The sequence below is a fragment of the Ramlibacter henchirensis genome (assembly GCF_004682015.1).
GTDB classification, from domain to species: domain Bacteria; phylum Pseudomonadota; class Gammaproteobacteria; order Burkholderiales; family Burkholderiaceae_C; genus Ramlibacter; species Ramlibacter henchirensis.
Window position 1 is genome coordinate 668,090 of sequence record NZ_SMLM01000002.1, and the last position, 18,734, is coordinate 686,823.

Here is an 18,734-nt window from a genome sequence, read left to right on the forward strand (position 1 = left end):
TCGGCGCGAATCGTCGTAAGCGACGATCCGCCGCGCCCCCCGCGGCCGGACCATGCCAGCCATGCAAATGAGCGAACCTGTACGGCGCGAACCCCTGGTGGTGGCCAGCTTCTCGGGCTATTACGGCGACCGGATCACTGCGCTGGACGAGGCCATGGCGGGCGACCCGATCCACGTGCTCATCGGCGACTACCTGGCCGAGATCACGCTGGCGGGCATTTCCGCGCGCTACCGCAAGGACCCGACGCAGGGCTACGCCGACTACTTCGTGCGCCAGGTGCAGCCGCATCTTCCCGCCATCGCGGCGCGCGGAATCAAGCTCGTCACCAACGCAGGCGGCCTGAATCCGCGCGGGCTGGCGGACGTGCTTCGCGGATTGATCCGCGAAGCCGGCCTCTCGCTCAAGGTGGCCTGCGTGGAAGGCGACAACGTGCTCGATCGACTCGGGATGCTGCAGGCCGCCGGGCACCCGCTGAGCCACCTGGACACGGGCGAGCCGCTCTCGGCCTGGGGCCGCACGCCAATCTCGGCCAATGCGTATCTCGGCGCGTGGGGCATCACCGCGGCGCTGCGAGAGGGCGCGGACATCGTGCTGTGCGGGCGGGTCACGGATTCGTCGCTCACGCTGGGCCCCGCCGCGTGGTGGCACGGCTGGCAGCAGGCCGACTGGGACCGCCTCGCCGGCGGCGTGGTCGCGGGCCACATCATCGAATGCGGCCCGCACGCGACCGGCGGCAACTTCAGCGGTTTCGCCGTCCTGCCCGCCATCACTTATCCCGGCTTCGTCATGGCGGAACTCGCGGCCGACGGCAGCTGTGTCGTGACCAAGCACGCGCGCGACGGCGGCGCCGTGACAACCGACACCGTCACCGCGCAGCTGGTCTACGAGATCCAGGGTCCGATGTACCTCAACCCGGACGTGACGGTGGACCTCGGCGACGTCCGCTGCGAATCGGTCGGCCCCGACCGCATCCGAGTGAGCGGCGCCCGCGGCGCACCGCCGCCCGAGACGACGAAGGTGGCGATCTTCGCGACCGAGGGCTGGCAGATCGTCTCCTGGGCCTTCGTCACCGGCATCGACGTCGATCGCAAGCTGGCGCTGCTGCGCGCGCAGTTGCATTCGCTCCTGGCCGGCAGCGTCGACCAGCTGGAGGTGACGGCCTTCGGCACGCCGGCCGCGCAGCCCGAGTCGCAGGCCGAGGCCACGGTCGCGGTGCGAATCGCGGCCTGCGCGAGCGAGCGCGACCAGCTCACCGAAGAGCAGTTCTTCCTCAAGCTCAACAGCCTGTACCTGTGGAGCGTGCCCGGCTTCCACACCGACTCGGGCGCGGAGCGGGCGCTCAAGCCGCAGCGCCGTATCGAGTACTGGCCCGCGCTGCTGCACGTCTCGCAGCTGTCGCACAGGGTCACGCTGGAAGACGGCCGCACGCTCGAGATGCCGCCCCATCCGCAAGCGGCGCCGGCGGTGTCGCAGCCCGTGCATCCGGAGCCCGGGCGCTCGGCCACCGACTCCCGCCGCGCAATGCAGCGTGCACCGCTCGGGCGCATCGCGTACGCGCGGTCCGGCGACAAGGGCGGCAACAGCAACGTCGGCCTGTGGGCGGCGCAACCGAAGGCCTGGCCCTGGCTGCGCGAGACGCTCACCACGGACATGCTGCGCCGGCTGCTGCCGCAGGCGCAGGACCTGGAGATCGTGCGCCACGAGTTCCCGAACATCCGCGCCGTGCACTTCATCGTGCGCGGCCACCTGGGACGCGGCGGCTCCACCAACCTGCAGGCCGACCAGGTGGGCAAGGCGCTGGGCGAATTCCTGCTCGCGCGGCAGCTCGACATCCCGGTGGAGCTGCTGGTGGACGACTACGCCGGTGAGCGCGCTCCCGCACCGGGCCGGCCCACCGCCGCGCCCTCGTCCCCCACCGCGGCAGTGCGTTCGTAGAATGGCCGCGGAGCCGTCGCGCTCCGCCGCCGTTACATGAACACCTCCCCTGCCGCACCCGCGTCCGCCCCGCTGCTTCGCAGCCGGGTGATGGCGCAGTCGAGCAAGTTCAACCTCCCCGGCACCAACGCGGCGTTCGTACGCCGGCAATCCGTCACCGAGCGCATCGAGCGCGCGGCGTCGGCCAAGCTGGTGCTGGTGCGCGCGCCCGCCGGCTTCGGCAAGACGACGGCCCTGCGCCAGATCCACGAACAGCTCGAAGCGGAGGGCACGGCCACGGCGTGGATCACGCTCGATGCCGCGGACAACGACGTGCCGCGCTTCCTCAGCTGCCTGGCCGAGGCGGTGGCGCGGCTGCACATCGCGGACGAGGCGCGCTCGGGCGCCGATGCCGAAGCGATCGCCCTGCTCGAACGCGAAGGCCCAGCCTTCGCGCTCTTCCTCGACGAATTCGAGGTGCTGCAGGCGCCGGCCGTCGTGGGCCTGGTGCGAGAGGTCATCGAACGCCTGCCGCGCAACGGCCGGCTGGTGCTCGGCTCGCGCAGCCTGCCCGACCTGGGGCTGGGGCGGCTGCGCGTGCGCGGCCAGCTGCTGGAGATCGGCGTCGACGTGCTGCGCTTCAGCGTGGACGAGACCGCGGAGTTCCTGCGCCTGCGCGGACTGCCGGACCTGCCGCGCGACGCGCTGGAGCAGCTGCACGCGCGCACCGAAGGCTGGATCGCGGCGCTGCTGCTGGCGTCGATGGCGCTGGACCGGCACGCGGCCGCCGCCGATTTCATCCACCGGCTCTCGGGCTCCAGCGGCGCGATCGCCGAATACCTGGCGGAGGACGTGCTCGGGCGCCAGCCGCCGGACGCGCGAGAGTTCCTGCTGCGCACCAGCATCCTGCGCCAGCTGAGCGCGCCCTTGTGCCAGGTGCTGGTGCCCCGCACCGACTGCGCCCGGATGCTCGAGCGGCTCAACGCCTCCAGCCTGTTCCTGCTGCCCGTCGAAGCCGAGGGCAGCGAGCCGAACTTCCGCTACCACAGCCTGTTCGCGAACTTCCTTCGCACGCAGCTGCAGCGCGAGCATCCCGAGGAGCTGCTGCGCCTTCATCTTGCGGCGGCGGCCTGGTACGAGTCGGTCGGCCGGCCGGTGCCGGCGATCGACCATGCGATCGAGGGCGGCGACCACCCGCATGCGCTGTCGCTGCTGGAGCAGCACGCACAGCGCTTCCTGGAGCAAGGCCGAATCCGGCTGCTCGCGCGCTGGTTCGCGGCCATTCCGGCGGCGACGCTGCGCGAACACCCGCTGATGCAGGCGATCTACGTGTGGGCCGTGCTCTTCACGCAGGGCGCGACCGAAGGGATGGCGCTGCTGGCCGGCAGCGGCATCGAGGCGAGCGAGGACCCGGTGATCCGCGCACACGTCAACGCGCTGCGCCCCCTGCTGCTGGCGATGCAGGACCGCTACGACGAAGCGAACGAGGTCGGCCGCGCGGGGCTCGCACGCCTGCCGACGGCCGTGCCCTTCGCGGACACGGCGCTCACCAATTGCATGGCCCACATCACCTCCGTGCTGGGGGAGAAGCGCGAGGCGCAGCGCCTGCTGGATGCCGCGCGGCGCACGCAGAGCAGCAGCGTGTTCAACCGCATGTACACCGAGTCCACCGAGGGCCTGCTGGATTTCGAGCGGGGGCGCTTCCGCCAGGCGACGGCGCGCTTCCGGATCGCGGTGGACGCGACCACGCGCGAAGCCGACTACAGCCACACCGGCGGCAACGCCTGGGCGGGCGTGCTGTACGCGGCGGCCATGTACGAGGCCGACGAGCTCGACGTCGTGGACCGGCTGCTCAACGTCTACCTGCCGCTGGCGCGCGACGTCGGCCTGCCGGATCACATGATCTCCAGCTACGCGATGCGTTCGCGCCTGCTGTTCTGGCACGGCGACGTCGACGGCGCCTCGCGCGTGCTCACCGAGCTCGAGACACTGGGCCACTTGCGCAAGCTGCCGCGCGTGGTGGCCACGGCCAAGCTGGAGCGCGCGCGCATGCTCATCCGCCAGGGCAACGCGTACGGCGCGCGCGAGGAACTGGACCGGGCGGACGACCCGGCCGTCTGGGAACGGGTGGCGCGCCAGCGCCTGCCGGCCCACGACGTCCTGGACATCGGCATCGCCCGGCTGCGATGGCAGGTGCACTTCGGCGACACCGCCGCGGCCGTGCGGCGCATCGACGACGACCTGCCCGCGGTCGACGCCGAGGCGCGCGTGCGCCGCAGCCGCAAGCTGCGCGTTCTCAAGGCGATGGCGCTGTGGCGCCTGAAGTCGGCCGACGAAGCCGCCGAGGTGATGCGCGGGATCCTGCAGGAGGGCAGCCGCGAAGGGTTCGTGCGGCTGGTGGTCGACGAAGGACCGGCCGTCGCCGGGCCGATCCAGGCGGTGCTCGCGCCGCTGAAAGCCGCGCCCCAGCAGTCCGACCCCATCCTGATCGAGTACGCGCAGCGGCTGCTCGATGCGCTGGGACCGGAGGCGCTGGCCGCCGAGCCCGCTCCCGCCACCGCCGAGGTGCCCTGGCAGGTCGAGCCGCTCACCCAGAAGGAACTGCAGGTGCTCAAGCTCCTGGCGGAGGGCTACTCCAACAGCGCGATGTCGGAGAAGCTGTTCGTCTCCGACAGCACGGTGCGCACGCACCTGCGCAACATCAACATGAAGCTGGGGGCGCAGAACCGGACGCAAGCCGTGTCCTTGGCGCGGCGATACGGACTGATCCGGTAGAGCGCGGTTGGCGCGCGCAGCGCGCCCCGGCTAGTGCTCCTTCTGCGCGGGCCCGGCCGTGCGCGCGGTCGCGCACAGGCAGTCCATGAACGTCGCCAGCGCCTCGCCGGGCACGCCGTCGGCGCGGGTGGTCAGGCCCACCTGGCGCTGCCAGGACGAATGCACGGCGCGCAGGGGACGAATGAGGCCGGCCCGCTGCTCCCAGTGCACCATCTCCAGCGGCACGAAGCTCAGCCAGTCGCCCTGCATCACCAGCGTCTTCATCAGCACGGCCGAAGTGGTCTCGACCGTCGCCCGCACCGGCTCGACGCCCGCATCGGCGAACAGCTCGTCGAGCGCCTTGCGTTCCAGTTCCCAGCGCCGCGCCAGCACCCAGGGATAGCGCGCCAAGTCGGCCGCATGGACCGACCGCCGCTGCGCCAGCGGATGGTCGGCGCGCGCGATGACCACCGCCTCGTCGACGTACAGCACCTCGTGGCGCAGCCCGGCATGCGCCGTGCTCTTCGGCACGGATGAGAGCGCGCAGTCGATCTCGCCGTGACGCACCAGCGGCATCAGGCGCTCGTTGAGCCCGTACTCCACGCAGATGCGCAGGTGCGGATGAGTCTGGCGAAGCGTCTCCAGCACGCGCGGCAGCAGGCGCGTGGCCTCCGCCGGGCCGCAGCCGACCTGCAGGTCCACGGCCCGGTCCTGGCGCAGCCGCCCCACCCGCGTCCAGGCGGCCTGCAGCTCCGCTTCGACGCGCCGGAAATGGTCGAGCAGCGTCTCGGCATAAGCCGTGCCCTTGACGCCGAAGCGGTGCCGCTCCAGCAGGGTGACGCCCAGGTCGCTTTCGAGTGACTTGACGCTGGCGCTCAACGCGGGTTGCGAGAGCCCCAGCACATCCGCTGCCGCCGAAAGGCTGCCTTCGGCCACCGCGGCGCGCAGGTGCCGCAGGCGCCGGGTGTCCAGCGTGCGGAACAAGTCGTCGGCCTGCTCGGGGTGAGCCATCACTGCAATCTATGGCAGTTCGGCCCGCATGGATAGCTGGCTTGCACGGGGGAAGCCTAGGATTTTCGAATCCGCTTCAGGAGAGCCCCATGCGAGTCGACCACCTCGTCGAACCGGATCGCGTGCACCGCACCGTCTACACCGACCAGGCCATCTTCGATGCCGAGATGGAGAAGATCTTCGAGCGCATCTGGATCTACTGCGGCCACGAGTCGCAGGTGAAGGCGCCCGGCGATTACTGGGCCGTGACGATCGGGCGCCAGCCGATGGTGATGGTGCGGCAGAAGGACGGCAGCATCCAGGTGCTGCACAACCGCTGCCCCCACCGCGGCGTGCAGCTCGTCGGCAACCGCAGCGGCAACACCGGCAGCGCCTTCGTCTGCTCGTACCACGCGTGGAGTTTCCACCTCGACGGCAGCGTGCGCGCCATCCCGCTGGCCAAGGGTTACGAGAACACGCGCATGACGCGCGACAACCCGGACTGCAACGTCAAGCGGGCGCCGCGCGTGGACAGCTACCGCGGCTTCGTCTTCGCCAGCCTGTCGCCGGACGGGCCCAGCCTGCAGGAGTTCCTGGGCGAGGCCCGGATCGCCTTCGACGACATGTGCGATCGCTCCCCCGTCGGCGAGGTGGAGGTCGTGCCGGTCTGCCACCGGGTGATCCAGCGCTCCAACTGGAAGTTCTTCATGGAGAACCAGCTCGACGCGCTGCATCCTTCGGTGACGCACCAGTCCACCGGCATCTCGGCCGGGCGGGTCGAGAAGCGCCTGAAGGAGCAACGGGGCGCGGCCCCGCTGTACTACCACTACCTGTCCACTTTCGCGTCCAGCTTCGACCAGTGGGACAGCGTCCAGACCATCAACTTCCCGCGCGGGCACGGCCTGCTCAAGGCCTACATGGGGCTGCGGCCGAGCGACCCGGAAACGCGCGAGTACGAGGCCCTGCTGGAGAAGGCATACGGCAAGCAGAAGATGGAGGAGTACCTCTCGCGCAGCATCCACCACGTGCTCGTCTATCCCTACCTCTCGGTGCAGAGCCCGCTGCAGCAACTGCGCTGCCTGCGGCCCATCGCGCCCGACAAGACGCTCTCGGAGATCTGGCACTTCCGCCTGAAGGGCGCACCGGAGGCCATCTACCGGCGAAGCCTGTGGTACTACAACCTCGTCAACTCGCCCGCTACGATGATCAACGCGGACGACCTGGAGAACTGGACCAAGGGGCAATGGGGCCTGCAGTCCAGGGGCGGCGACTGGGTCAGCTTCCATCGCTGGCACGGCGACGACCGCGAGGAGAACGGCGTCGCCTATTCCAACCACGGCACGTCCGAGGTGGTGATGCGCAACCAGTTCCGCGCCTGGACCCAGTACATGGCCGCCTGAGGAGCCCCGGATGACCACGAGCAAGACCATCCCCAGCGCCGGCCCCGATTTCGCGCACCTGCTCGGCCAGGACGTCGTGATCGAAGCGGGCCAGGGCGCCACGACCGGTGCCGAGTCCGTCGAGCCCGACCACTCCCCGCGCGCGCCTCAGGCGGGCGCTGCGCATGCCGCCACCGGCCTGCCCGCGCCGGCGCTGCTGGAGGCCGGCGCCGACCTGCAGCGCCAGGTCGAGCAGTTCCTCTACCGCCAGGCCGAGCTGCTGGACGGCAAGCACTGGCAGGAGTACATCGACCTCTTCGACGACCAGGGCGTCTACTGGATGCCGGTCACGCCCGACCAGACGGAGTGGGAGGGGTCGCCCTCCATCTTCGCGGAAGACAGGCTGATGATGGAGATCCGCAAGGGCCGCGTGACGCACCCGAACGCATGGTCGCAGGCCCCGATGTGGGAGACCAGCCACCTGGTCAGCCACGTGGCCATCGAGTCCGCCGATGCGCAGCAGATCGTCGTGCGCTCCCGCTTCCACATGATGGAGCTGCGCCGCGACGAGGTGCGCCACTTCGGCGGCCGCTACCGCCACACGCTGGTGCGCGGCCCCGGCGGACTGCGCATCCGGCTGCAGCGCGTCGACCTGTTCAACAGCCAGGCGCCGTACGACTACGTGCTGCAGATCTGGGTCTGATCCCCGCGTCCTTCCAGGAGCCTTCCATGAACCACTTGCGAGCCCGCGCCTTCCTCCTGCCGCTTGCGGCCGCTGCATGCCTCGCAGCCGCCACGCTGGCCCACGCGGCCGACCGCGTGAAGGTCGGCTTCGTCAGCACCTTGTCGGGGCCGTCGTCCGCGCTGGGCGTCGACATCCGCGACGGCTTCATGCTGGCCGTCAGGTTGAACGGCGGCAAGCTGGGCGGCCTGCCGGCCGAGGTGCTCATCACCGACGACCAGTTCAATCCCGACGTCGGGCGCCAGGCCTTCGAGCGCTACGTCAAGCGGGACAAGGTCGACGTGATGACCGGGGTGGTGTTCTCCAACATCATGCTGGCCGCGCTGCCCGAGGCCGTCGACAACAACGTGGTCTACATCAGCCCGAACGCGGCGCCGTCGTCCATCGCCGGCAAGGACTGCAACCCGATGTTCTTCGCGGCAAGCTGGCCCAACGATGCGTACCACGAGGCGGCCGGCGCTTTCGCCACCCAACGCGGGCTGAAAAACGCGTACCTGATCGCGCCCAACTACCAGGCCGGCAAGGACTCGCTGGCCGGCTTCAAGCGCACGTTCAAGGGCCAGGTGGTGGGCGAGACCTACACCAAGCTCGGGCAGCTGGACTACGCGGCGGAGCTGGCGGAGATCCGCGCCGCCAAGCCGCAGACGCTCTACATCTTCCTGCCCGGCGGCATGGGCATCAACTTCATCAAGCAGTTCATCGGCTCGGGCCTGTCCAAGGACACCATGCTGCTGCTGCCCGGTTTCTCCGCCGACCAGGACGTGATCAGCGCCGTCGGCCCGGCGATGGCCGGCCTGTTCAACACCGCGCACTGGTCGCCCGACCTGGACAACCCGGCCAACCGCAAGTTCGTCGCCGAGTTCCAGAAGGCGTACAACCGGCTGCCCACCCTGTATGCCTCGCAGGGTTACGACACCGCGCTGCTGATCGACGCGGCCGTGCGCGACGCCAAGGGCAAGGTGGAGGACCGGCAGGCGTTCCGCAACGCGCTGCGCGCGGCGAAGTTCGAGTCCGTCCGCGGGCCGTTCAAGTTCAACAAGAACCAGTACCCGATCCAGAACTACTACGTGCGCAGCATCGGCAACGACGGCAAGGGCGGGCTGGTCAACAAGTCCTTCAACGAGCCGATCCTGCGCGACCACGGCGACGCCTACGTGCAGCAGTGCCAGATGAAGTGACCGGCACCTTCCTCCTCGAGCAGGCCCTCAACGGCCTGCAGTACGGCCTGATGCTGTTCCTGCTGGCGGCGGGGCTGACGATCGTGTTCGGCGTGATGGACATGATCAACCTCGCGCACGGCTCGCTCTACATGGCCGGGGCGTTCCTGGCGGCGTGGCTGGCGCCCCTGCTCGGCTCCTTCTGGCTCGCGCTCGGCGGCGCCGTCGTGCTCACCGCGGCCGGCGCCATGGTGCTGGAGCGCACTCTGCTGCGCAGCCTGTACCGCCGCGACCACCTCTCCCAGGTGCTGGCGACCTTCGCGCTGATCCTCATCCTCAACGACGCGGTGCGCATGGTGTTCGGCAATGACCGGCCCCTCTCGGCGCCGGCCGGACTGGACGGGCCAGTGGCGCTTCCCTTCGGCCTGCACTACCCGGCCTGGCGGCTGGTGATCATCGGCGTGGGCCTGGCGCTGGCCGCCGCGCTGTACGTGCTGGTGCAGAAGACGCGGGTCGGCGCCTGGGTGCGTGCGGGCGCCTCCGATCGGGACATGAGCACGGCGATGGGCGTGAACGTGCCCAGCCTGTTCACGGCTGTCTTCGGGCTCGGCGCCGCACTGTGCGCGGTCGCCGGCGCCCTGCTCGCCCCGCTGCTCGCGGTGCAGGTCGGCATGGGCGAGAACATCCTGATCCCGGCCTTCGTGGTCGTGGTGATCGGGGGCATCGGGTCCATCCGGGGCGCGCTGGTCGGCGCCCTGCTCGTGGGCGTGGTGGACACGCTCGGCCGCACGCTGCTGCAGCAGGTGCTGCGCGAAGGCTTGCCGCCGCAGTGGGCGAGCGCGGCCGGCCCGGCGCTCGCCTCGGTGGCCGTCTACGTGCTGATGGCGGCGGTCCTGGTCTGGCGGCCCCAGGGGCTGCTGCCGGTGCGCGGCCGATGACGCCGGCGCGCGTCGCCACGTTCCTCCTGCTCGTTGCGGCCGTCGCGCTGCCGTGGCTGCTGCGCGCGGCCGGCTGGGATTTCTACCTGAGCCTCGCCAGCCGCATCCTGATCGCGGCCGTCGCGGCGACCAGCCTGAACCTGCTCCTCGGGTACGCGGGCATGGTCTCGCTCGGCCACGCGGCATTCGTCGGCTTGGGCAGCTACGTCGGCGGCGTGCTGCTCAGCGAAGGGCAGCAGGCCCTGTGGGCGCACCTGCTCGCGCTGGTGGTCGTGGTGGGCGTCGCCGCGCTCGTGATCGGCGCGATCTCGCTGCGCACGCGCGGCGTGTACTTCATCATGATCACGCTCGCGTTTGCGCAGATGCTGTTCTACCTGGCCAACTCGCTCAAGGGCTACGGCGGCGACGAGGGCCTGCGGGTGCGTCCGCGCGTGCTGCTGCCCGGCGGCGCCGACCTGCGCGACGGCACCACGCTGTACCTCGTGGCCCTCGCGGTGCTGGTCGCCTGTGTCTGGGCGCTGGCGCGCTTCGCCCGTTCGCGCGCCGGGCTGGCGGTGCGCGCGATGCGCGACGACGAATTGCGCGCGGAGGCGGTCGGCCTGCCCACCTTCCGCTGGAAGCTGGCGGTCTTCGTCGTCTCCGGGCTGGTGGCGGGGGTGGCCGGCCTGCTTTCGGTCAACCTGCAGGGCTATGTCAGCCCGAACAACCTGCACTGGACGCAGTCGGGCACGCTGCTGGTGATGGTGATCCTGGGCGGCGCGGGGCGGCTGTGGGGCGGCATCGCGGGGGCGGCGGTGCTGCTCCTGCTGGAGGAACTGCTCTCCTCCCAGACGCAGTACTGGGCCTTCTGGGTCGGCTGGGTGCTGCTCGCGGTCGTGCTCTTCGCGCGCCAAGGCCTGGCGGGCCTGTTCGACAGGAGGCGGCCATGACCGCCCCGCTGCTGCAGGCGCGCGGCCTGCGCAAGCGGTTCGGCGGCCTGCGGGTCACCGACGGCGTGGACCTGGACGTGCGCGCGGGCGAGATCCACGCCCTGATCGGGCCCAACGGCGCCGGGAAGACGACGCTCGTGGCGCAGCTCTCCGGCGAGTTGCCCAGCGACCAGGGCGCACTGTTCCTCGACGGGCGCGACATCACGCGGCTGCCGATGCATGCACGGGCGCGGCTCGGCCTGGTGCGCTCGTTCCAGATCACCCGCCTGTTCCGCAGCTTGTCCGTGGCCGAGCACATGGCGTTCGCGCTGCGGGCTGCGCGGCAGGAAACGTCCGCCTCCGCCGTGCGTCACTCGCTGGAGCGAGTCGGGCTCGCCGGCCGCGAGGCGCATGGCACGGAGCAGCTGTCGCATGGCGAGCAGCGCGCCCTGGAAGTCGGACTCGCCCTCGCGAGCGCGCCGCGCCTGGTGCTGCTGGACGAGCCGATGGCCGGCCTCGGCGCGCAGGAGACGCCCGCCATGACCGAGCGCATCGGCCAGTTGCGCGGGGAGTGCGCGGTGCTTTTGATCGAGCACGACGTCGACGCGGTGTTCCGGCTGGCCGACCGCGTCTCGGTGCTGGTCAACGGCGCCGTCATCGCCAGCGGCCCGCCCGACGCGGTCCGGCGCGATCCCGGCGTGCTGGCCGCCTACCTCGGCGAGGGCGCGGCATGAGCAAGCTGCTGGAGGTGCGCGACCTGTGCGCCGGTTACGGCGGCAGCCAGGTGCTGTTCGATGTGTCGCTGGAGATCGGCAAGGGCGAGATCGTCGGGCTGCTCGGCCGCAACGGCATGGGCAAGACGACGCTGGTGCGCACGGTGATGCGGCTGCTGCCGGCGATGTCGGGCGCCATGACGTTCGCGGGGCAGGACCTGCGCGGCATCGCGCCCCACCGGTTGGCGCGGTGCGGCCTGGCGCTGGTGCCGGAGGGCCGGCGCGTGTTCCCCAACCTCTCCGTCGAGGAGCACCTCACCGCGTTCGCGCGTCCCGGCCGCTGGACGCCCGCCACGCTGTTCGAGCTGTTCCCCACCCTCGCCTCGCGGCGCGGCCACATGGGCGCGCAGCTGTCGGGAGGCGAGCAGCAGATGCTCGCCATGGCGCGGGCGCTCGTCACGAATCCGCAGTTGCTGCTGCTGGACGAAGCGACCGAGGGACTCGCGCCTCTGATCCGCGAGGAGATCTGGCGCGTGCTGGGCGTGCTGCGCGAGGCCGGCCATTCCATGCTGGTGGTGGACAAGTACGTGCAGCGCCTCGTCGGCCTGGCCGACCGCCACTACATCCTGGAGAAGGGCCGCGTCGCATGGACCGGAAGCTCGCAGGCACTCGGCGCCGACCGCGAGCTGTGGCACCGCTACCTGGGCGTGTGACGGCCTGTCATTGCCGGCCATCGGCACGCGTCATGGAAACAGCCGGACAATCGGCTCATGGACATGCCGACCGGCACCCAGAGCCTTTCCCGAAGCATCCGGCTCCTGCGCGTGCTCGCTACCCGGGGCGAGATCGGCTGGCGGCTGTCGGACCTGGCGGTCGCATGCGAACTCGACAAGAGCACCGCGCACCGCATGCTGGCCGCGCTGCTGAAGGAACGCCTCGTGCAGCAGCGCGCCGGCGACCGCCGCTACCTTCCGGGGCCCCTGCTCTACGAACTGGGCCTGTCGGTGCACGGTCAGCATGCATTCCAGGCGGCGGCCCAGGCGCGCTTGGCGCCTTGGGCCCGCCGCATGGAGGCCAGCGCGTTGCTGCTCCTGCGCAGCGGCTTCGAATATGTCTGCAGCGTGCGCGTCGGCCCGGCGCGCTTGCCCGGGCTCATGGTCGAGCAGGGCACGCGGCGCCCGCTCTTCACTTCCGTGGGCGGCGTGGCGATCCTGCAGACGCTGCCTGCCGAAGAGGCGCGTGAAGTCCTCGCCAACAACATCGAGCAGGAAGTCGCCAAGCGGGGCGAGGGCCGCCTGGAGGCGCTGCAAAGGATGCGCCAGGAGTCGGCGCGCCACGGCTTCGGCGTGAACCTGGGCGATGTGGTCAGCGGCGTGCACGCTTTCGCCGTGCCCATCGCCGGGCCTGACGCATCGGCCTTCGCGGCGCTGTGCCTGATCGGGACGGCCGAGCGCTTCCCGGCTTCGCGCGTGGACGAGATCCGCGATGAGCTCACGCGCATGGCGGGTGAGCTGCGCAAGGATGCGGCCGCGCTGCTGTGGCACGGCGCTGAACCTTAAGTCCAACATGTGAAACTTCGCGCGCGGCCTCTCTTGGGCCGCGCGCGCCGCGCCGATAAGGTTGCGGCCATGAACATCCAGTCCGCGCACAACCTCGAGGACGTGCGGCAGATGGCGCGCCGCAAACTCCCCCGCATCGCCTTCGACTTCATCGACGGCGGTGCCGACGACGAGCTCTGCCTGCGCCGCAACCGCGAGGCCTTCCAGCAGCACCGGCTGCTGCCACGCTACCTGGTCGACGTCTCCAAGCGCGACCAGTCCACGGTGCTGCTGGGCCGCCGCTATTCGAGCCCGTTCGGCATCTCGCCCACCGGGCTGGCGGGCCTGTTCTGTCCCGACGCGGACCGGCTGCTCGCCCAGGCGGCCGCGCAAGCGAACATCCCTTTCCTGCTCTCGAGCGCCAGCAACGGCGCGCTGGAAGACATCGCGCAGGTCGCGCCGGAGCACGTGTGGTTCCAGATGTACTGCACCAGCGACGAGAAGATCAACGCCGACCTCGTGCGGCGTGCCCGCGCCAGCGGCGTGCGCGTTCTGGTGGTCTCGGTCGACGTGCCGGTGAACTCCAACCGGGAGCGCAACAAGCGCAACGGCTTTTCGCGGCCGTTCCGCATGACGCCCGGCGTGGTGCTGGAAGCCCTCGCCCACCCCGCCTGGGTGCTGCGCTACCTGCAGACCGGGGGCATCCCGATGATGCGCAACTGGGCGCCGTATGCGCCCGCAGGAGCGACCGCCGCGCAAGTCGCGGACCTGTACGGCACGCTGACGCCGGCGCCCATGGTGCAGTGGGGACACCTGCAGCGCATCCGCGATGCGTGGCCCGGCCCGCTCGTGGTCAAGGGCCTGATGCATCCGGAAGACGCGGCGCACGCGGTGCGGCTGGGTGTCGATGCGCTGGTGGTGTCGAACCACGGCGGCCGCCAGCTGGACGCCGCGCCTTCGCCGCTGGAAGTGCTGCCCGCGATCCGCGCGGCCGTCGGCGACGACGTCGAGCTCATCCTGGACAGCGGCGTGCGCCGCGGCTCCGACATCGTGATCGCCCGCTGCCTCGGCGCGAAGTTCTCGATCTTCGGCCGGCCCACGCTGTTCGGCGCGGCGGCCGCAGGGGCAGCGGGCATCGAGCGCGTGATCCGCATCGTCCGCAACGAGGTCGACATGGTGCTGGCGCAGATCGGTTGTGCTTCCTTCGACCAGCTGCATCCGGGTTTCCTCTGGTCGCCCGGGACGCCGCACGCCACCCGCGCGGCGCCCGCACCGGAAGTCCAACATGTGGAACAACGGGTGGCCGTTCCCTTTCCTTGACGCACTCCCGTCGCTAACGTGTCCGGTTCCAGAAAGACAAGGAGACAAGACGTGAATACTTTCGGCAGAAGGTCCGTCCTCGCACTGCTCGCCGCCGCACCCGCCGCGCTGCTGGCCCCCGCCGCCCTGGCGCAATCGGACTATCCCAACCGGCCGGTGAAGATCATCGTGGCCTACCCGGCGGGCCAGAGCACCGACATCGCCACGCGCTACTTCGCGCAGAAGCTGACGCAGGCGCTGGGCCAGAGCTTCGTGGTGGAGAACCGGCCCGGCGCGTCCGGCAACATCGGCACCGCGGTGGCAGCCAGATCGGCGCCGGACGGCTACACGCTGATCATGGGCGCCTCCGGCACGCATGCGATGAACCCGGCGCTGTTCGAGAACCCGGGCTTCGATGCCGAGAAGGACTTCGACGCCATCATGCTCACGGCGCTGATTCCGTTCGCCATCTCCGCCGGTCCCAAGGCCAACATCAACTCCCTCAGCGAGCTGATCGCACTGGCGCGCAAGACGCCCGGCAAGGTCGACACGGCCATCCCCAGCGTCACGGGGCAGCTCGTGCTGGAGATGCTCAAGCAGCGCGACGTGCCGCTGTTCGGCGTGAAGTTCAAGGGCTCGGCCGATGCGATGACCGCCACGCTCGGCGGGCATGTGTCGGTGCTCATCGACACCGTGGCGGCCACGCGCACCCAGCTGGGCAAGATCAACGTGCTGGCGGTGACCACGGCCCAGCCGATGGCGTCGATGCCCGGCGTGAAGACGGCCAGCGAGCAGGGCCTGGCCAACTTCAACATCGCCGCGTGGAATGCGCTGATGGCGCCCAAGGGCGTTCCGCCCGAGATCCAGGCGAAGCTGTCCGCCGAGATGCGCAAAATCCTGGACCTGCCCGAGACGCAGAAGGCCCTCTCGGACCTCGGCTTCGAGCGCGCGCCCGTGATGAACACGAACGAACTCAATGCCTGGCTGCGGGAGGAGCGCCGCAGCTACGCGCAGACCATCAAGACCGCCCAGATGAAGCCCGAGTGAGACACCCCATGGCCAAGATCCGCACCACCCCGCTGCACAGCAATTTCGCCGTGCAGGTACACGCCCAGGTCATGGACCTGGTGGACGATCCCGACGCGATCGAGGAACTGAAAAGCCTCTGGCAGAAGTCGCCCGTGATGATCTTCCGCCGCCAGTCGCTGGAGGAATCGGAGCTGGTGCGCTTCACGGAGCACTTCGGCCGCTGCGAGACCACCGGCCGCAAGGACATCCAGTCGCCCTACCAGGAGCAGATCATCTACTTCAGCACGCTGAAGTACGCGGACGGCCGCTTCGTGGGCGGCTTCGCGGGCGGCGACGACGTGGACTGGCACTCCGACCAGACCTACCAGGTGCGGCCCGCCACCGGCGCCATGCTGTTCGGCACCGAAGTCCCGCGCGACGGCGGCGACATCTACTGGGCCGACCAGTACGGCGCGTGGGACCGCCTGCCCCGGGACGTGCAGCAGCTGATCGAGGGCAGGACCGGCGTCTACCGCTACGCCAAACGCTACGCGATGCTCAACGCGCTGGAGCTCAAGGACAAGGAAAAGGCCAACGCGATGCTCAGCCTGCCCGATGCGAAGCACAAGGTGGTGCTGACGCATCCGCGCACCGGCCGCAAGGCGCTGTATGCGGACCCGACGACGCTGGTGGAGATCGAAGGCCTCTCCAAGGCGGAGAACGAGCGGGTGCTGCCGATCCTGTTCGAGACGGGCGGACATCCGTCGCTGGTGTACCGGCACAAGGTGCACAACGGCGACCTGTTGATGTGGGACAACGGCTGCACCATGCACCGCCGCGACGAGATGCGGCTGGACCAGCCGCGCCTGATGAAGCGCACCACGTTCCGCCTGTCCGCCGCCGACTACTGCGTGCCGCAGCCATGAAGCGCGACGCCGCGGTGCGCGACCTGGTCTCCGAGCAGGAGTGGCAGGCCCGCGTCGAGCTCGCGGCTTGCTACCGGCTCATGCCGCTCTACGGCATGAGCGACCTGATCTACAACCACATCACGTCGCGCGTACCGGGCACCGACGACCGCATCCTGATCAACCCGTACGGCTGGCTGTACGAGGAGATCACGGCGTCCAGCCTCGTGACGATCGACCTGGCCGGCAACGTCGTCTTCAACCCGCACGACGACCACGGCATCAACGCGGCGGGCTACGTGATCCACAGCGCGGTGCACATGGCGCGGCACGACGTGGGCTGCGCCATGCACACGCACTCGCGCGCCGGCATGGCCGTCTCGGCGCTCAAGTGCGGGCTGCTGCCGCTGACGCAGACGGCGATGCGCTTCGCGGACATCGCCTACCACGACTACGAGGGGCCGGCCATCGACGAGGCCGAGCGCGAGCGGCTGGTGCGCGACCTCGGCGATGCGAGCGCCATGATCCTGCGCAACCACGGGCTGCTGGCCGTGGGCGCCGACGTGCCGCAGTGCTTCAACACCATGTACTGGCTGGAGATGGCCTGCCGCGCGCAGGTCAACGCGATGGCGTGCAACGCGGAACTGCTGATCCCGCCGAAAGACGTCGTGGACAAGACCTGCCACCTCTACAAGCCGCACGTGCGGCGTCCGCACGGCCTGCTGGAGTGGCCGGCGATGCTTCGCACGCTCGACCGGCGCGATCCTTCCTACAAGCAGTGATCCGTTTCGTTCCCCATGCGGGATGACGGCTAAGCCTTCGTCCACTGCCTCGCGATGAACCCGCACGTGGCCAGCAGCAGCTGGGCGTGCTCCGTCACGTTGGCCTCCATCCGATGACGCGGGCCGGCGACGGCGACGGCCAGCGTTTCCGAGTGCACCGACAGGAAGGCGGAAACGGCCCACACGTCGGGCACGTTCTCGCCGCGCGTGAGGAAGTAGCCGCGGCGGCGGCTCTCCAGGATGTCGGCGATCAGCGCTTCCTGGTCGGTCAGCGTGGCGCCCGTGATCGCCGGCAGCGCGCGGCCCGACATTTGCGCGCGCAGCTCGGCCTCCTTGAGGCTGCCCAGGAGCGCCTTGCCGATGGCGCTGGAATGCAGCGGCTTGAACTCGCCCGGTTTGGCGGAGTACCGGATCGAGTGCGGGCTCTCCACCACCTGGAGATAGATCACCGCGTCGCCCTGCCGCTTGCCCAGGATCACCGTCTCTCGCGAGGCGTCGCGCAGCCGCTCCAGCATGGGCATGACGCGTTCGACGAACGGATCCTTCTCGTGGATCGAGCGCGCCAGGTCGAAGAAGCGTCGCGTCGGGTACAGCGCCCTCGGGCGCGTCAGCGAGTACAGGTAGCCGCGAGCGGTGAGCGTGCCCACGATCGCGTGGCAGCTGCTCTTGGGGATGCCCGTCATCTCCGCCAGGTCCGTCAGCGACAACGGCTTCTGCACCTTGTCGAACGCTTCGAAGATGTCGAGCACACGCTCGACGGCGGTGACGGCGACGTTGCTCATCCTTGGCTTCGTTCAGCCCGCTGAACAAATCTCCTCGTGCTTTGATCCGGAAGGGTTGCCCGATGCAAGTTGTTCGAAATGCCGAACAACAGTTCTTTTCACCGAATCGCGGCGAATCTAGCATGACCGCCATGCAAGCCTCCACGAAGCAAGGCAGCGGCGAGAACGTCCGCATCGACGAGCGCAGCGGCGCGGTCTGGATCACCGTCGACCGCGCCCAGAAACACAACGCGCTCGCCCGCCCCGTTCTCAACGAGCTGGCCACCGCCGTGCGCAGCGCGGGCGCACGCGAGGACGTGCGCTACATCGTCGTCACCGGCGCGGGCGACAAGTACTTCGCGGCCGGCGGCGACCTGCGCGATCTCGCCAACGTGCGCGACGAAGCGGCCGTCATGGCGATGATGGAAGAAGCCGCCGCGGCGCTCGACGCGATCCGGCACTGCCCCGTCCCGGTGATCGCGCTGCTCAACGGCGACGCGATCGGGGGCGGCGCCGAACTCGCACTGGCCTGCGACATGCGCCTGCAGTCCGCCCATGCGCGCATCGGCTACATCCAGGCCAAGCTGGCCATCACCTCGGCCTGGGGCGGCGGCCCCGACCTGTTCCAGCTCATCGGCCCGGCCCATGCGATGCGCATGATGAGCCGGTGCGAACTGGTGGGGGCCGAGCAGGCGCTCGCCTGGGGCCTGGCGGACGCCGTGATCCGCGACGGTGCCGGAGGCGATGACCTCAAGGCCTTCCTCGAGCCGCTGGACGCCTGCGCGCCGCAGGTGCTGCGCGGCATCAAGGCCCAGGCCATCGCGGCGCGCCAGGGCGCGGGCTGGAAGGCGCACCGCGCCGTCGAACAGCAGCACCTGGTCCGCACCTGGCTGCACGACGACCACTGGGCCGCCTCCGAAAAGCTTTTGTCCAAAGGTTCCTGAG

General features: G+C 70.1%; 17 protein-coding genes. 15 read left to right on the top strand and 2 right to left on the bottom strand.

Features of this window, described 5'->3' with window-relative positions:
• The first annotated feature begins 67 nt into the window (after nucleotides 1–67).
• The gene (locus tag EZ313_RS15950; protein ID WP_135264265.1) at nucleotides 68–1,936 is read left to right on the top strand and encodes an acyclic terpene utilization AtuA family protein; all 1,869 of its coding nucleotides are present in this window, start codon (nucleotides 68–70) and stop codon (nucleotides 1,934–1,936) included.
• A 36-nt stretch (nucleotides 1,937–1,972) separates the two neighbouring features.
• Nucleotides 1,973–4,690 (top strand): winged helix-turn-helix domain-containing protein, encoded by a 2,718-nt coding sequence (locus tag EZ313_RS15955; protein WP_240788666.1) that lies wholly within the window; start codon nucleotides 1,973–1,975, stop codon nucleotides 4,688–4,690.
• Nucleotides 4,691–4,720: 30 nt separating this feature from the next.
• On the opposite strand, the gene EZ313_RS15960 is transcribed toward EZ313_RS15955, so the two are convergent.
• On the bottom strand, nucleotides 4,721–5,680 hold the full coding sequence (locus EZ313_RS15960; RefSeq protein WP_135264266.1) for a LysR family transcriptional regulator: 960 nt from the start codon (nucleotides 5,678–5,680) through the stop codon (nucleotides 4,721–4,723).
• 89 nt (nucleotides 5,681–5,769) lie between these two features.
• On the opposite strand from EZ313_RS15960, the gene EZ313_RS15965 reads away from it, so the two are divergent.
• The 12 genes from EZ313_RS15965 (at nucleotide 5,770) to EZ313_RS16020 (ending at nucleotide 17,028) form a co-directional block, all read left to right on the top strand.
• Nucleotides 5,770–7,059 carry a Rieske 2Fe-2S domain-containing protein gene (locus EZ313_RS15965; protein ID WP_167772608.1) on the top strand — a complete coding sequence of 430 codons (1,290 nt, stop codon included), beginning with the start codon at nucleotides 5,770–5,772 and terminating at the stop codon, nucleotides 7,057–7,059.
• A 10-nt stretch (nucleotides 7,060–7,069) separates the two neighbouring features.
• Nucleotides 7,070–7,741, top strand: a complete 672-nt coding sequence (locus EZ313_RS15970; RefSeq protein WP_135264268.1) for an aromatic-ring-hydroxylating dioxygenase subunit beta — start codon at nucleotides 7,070–7,072, stop codon at nucleotides 7,739–7,741.
• Between the two features lie 26 nt (nucleotides 7,742–7,767).
• Entirely contained in the window at nucleotides 7,768–8,958 is a 1,191-nt protein-coding gene (locus tag EZ313_RS15975) for an ABC transporter substrate-binding protein (RefSeq protein ID WP_135264269.1), read from the top strand.
• Entirely contained in the window at nucleotides 8,955–9,875 is a 921-nt protein-coding gene (locus tag EZ313_RS15980) for a branched-chain amino acid ABC transporter permease (protein ID WP_135264681.1), read from the top strand. The genes EZ313_RS15975 and EZ313_RS15980 overlap by 4 nt, the downstream gene beginning before the upstream one ends.
• Nucleotides 9,872–10,804: a branched-chain amino acid ABC transporter permease gene (locus EZ313_RS15985; protein ID WP_135264270.1), complete on the top strand. Its 933-nt coding sequence runs from the start codon at nucleotides 9,872–9,874 to the stop codon at nucleotides 10,802–10,804. The genes EZ313_RS15980 and EZ313_RS15985 overlap by 4 nt, the downstream gene beginning before the upstream one ends.
• Nucleotides 10,801–11,517: an ABC transporter ATP-binding protein gene (locus tag EZ313_RS15990; protein WP_135264271.1), complete on the top strand. Its 717-nt coding sequence runs from the start codon at nucleotides 10,801–10,803 to the stop codon at nucleotides 11,515–11,517. The genes EZ313_RS15985 and EZ313_RS15990 overlap by 4 nt, the downstream gene beginning before the upstream one ends.
• A gap of 5 nt (nucleotides 11,518–11,522) precedes the next feature.
• Complete coding sequence (locus EZ313_RS15995; RefSeq protein ID WP_135264682.1) at nucleotides 11,523–12,209, top strand: ABC transporter ATP-binding protein; 687 nt, start codon at nucleotides 11,523–11,525, stop codon at nucleotides 12,207–12,209.
• 57 nt (nucleotides 12,210–12,266) lie between these two features.
• Complete coding sequence (locus EZ313_RS16000) at nucleotides 12,267–13,055, top strand: IclR family transcriptional regulator (RefSeq protein WP_135264272.1); 789 nt, start codon at nucleotides 12,267–12,269, stop codon at nucleotides 13,053–13,055.
• A 69-nt stretch (nucleotides 13,056–13,124) separates the two neighbouring features.
• Nucleotides 13,125–14,354, top strand: a complete 1,230-nt coding sequence (locus EZ313_RS16005) for an alpha-hydroxy acid oxidase (protein ID WP_135264273.1) — start codon at nucleotides 13,125–13,127, stop codon at nucleotides 14,352–14,354.
• A gap of 51 nt (nucleotides 14,355–14,405) precedes the next feature.
• Nucleotides 14,406–15,380, top strand: a complete 975-nt coding sequence (locus EZ313_RS16010) for a Bug family tripartite tricarboxylate transporter substrate binding protein (RefSeq protein WP_167772609.1) — start codon at nucleotides 14,406–14,408, stop codon at nucleotides 15,378–15,380.
• Between the two features lie 8 nt (nucleotides 15,381–15,388).
• A complete protein-coding gene (locus EZ313_RS16015; RefSeq protein WP_135264275.1) occupies nucleotides 15,389–16,267 on the top strand; it encodes a TauD/TfdA dioxygenase family protein in 879 nt (292 codons plus the stop codon).
• Nucleotides 16,264–17,028: a class II aldolase/adducin family protein gene (locus EZ313_RS16020; protein WP_135264276.1), complete on the top strand. Its 765-nt coding sequence runs from the start codon at nucleotides 16,264–16,266 to the stop codon at nucleotides 17,026–17,028. Before EZ313_RS16015 ends, EZ313_RS16020 begins: the two co-directional genes overlap by 4 nt.
• A 29-nt stretch (nucleotides 17,029–17,057) precedes the next feature.
• Here EZ313_RS16020 and EZ313_RS16025 read toward each other — a convergent pair whose 3' ends face one another.
• On the bottom strand, nucleotides 17,058–17,810 hold the full coding sequence (locus tag EZ313_RS16025; RefSeq protein WP_135264277.1) for an IclR family transcriptional regulator: 753 nt from the start codon (nucleotides 17,808–17,810) through the stop codon (nucleotides 17,058–17,060).
• Between the two features lie 131 nt (nucleotides 17,811–17,941).
• Here EZ313_RS16025 and EZ313_RS16030 point away from each other — a divergent pair, with 131 nt between their 5' ends.
• Nucleotides 17,942–18,733 carry an enoyl-CoA hydratase/isomerase family protein gene (locus EZ313_RS16030; protein WP_135264278.1) on the top strand — a complete coding sequence of 264 codons (792 nt, stop codon included), beginning with the start codon at nucleotides 17,942–17,944 and terminating at the stop codon, nucleotides 18,731–18,733.
• Nucleotide 18,734: the final 1 nt, after the last annotated feature.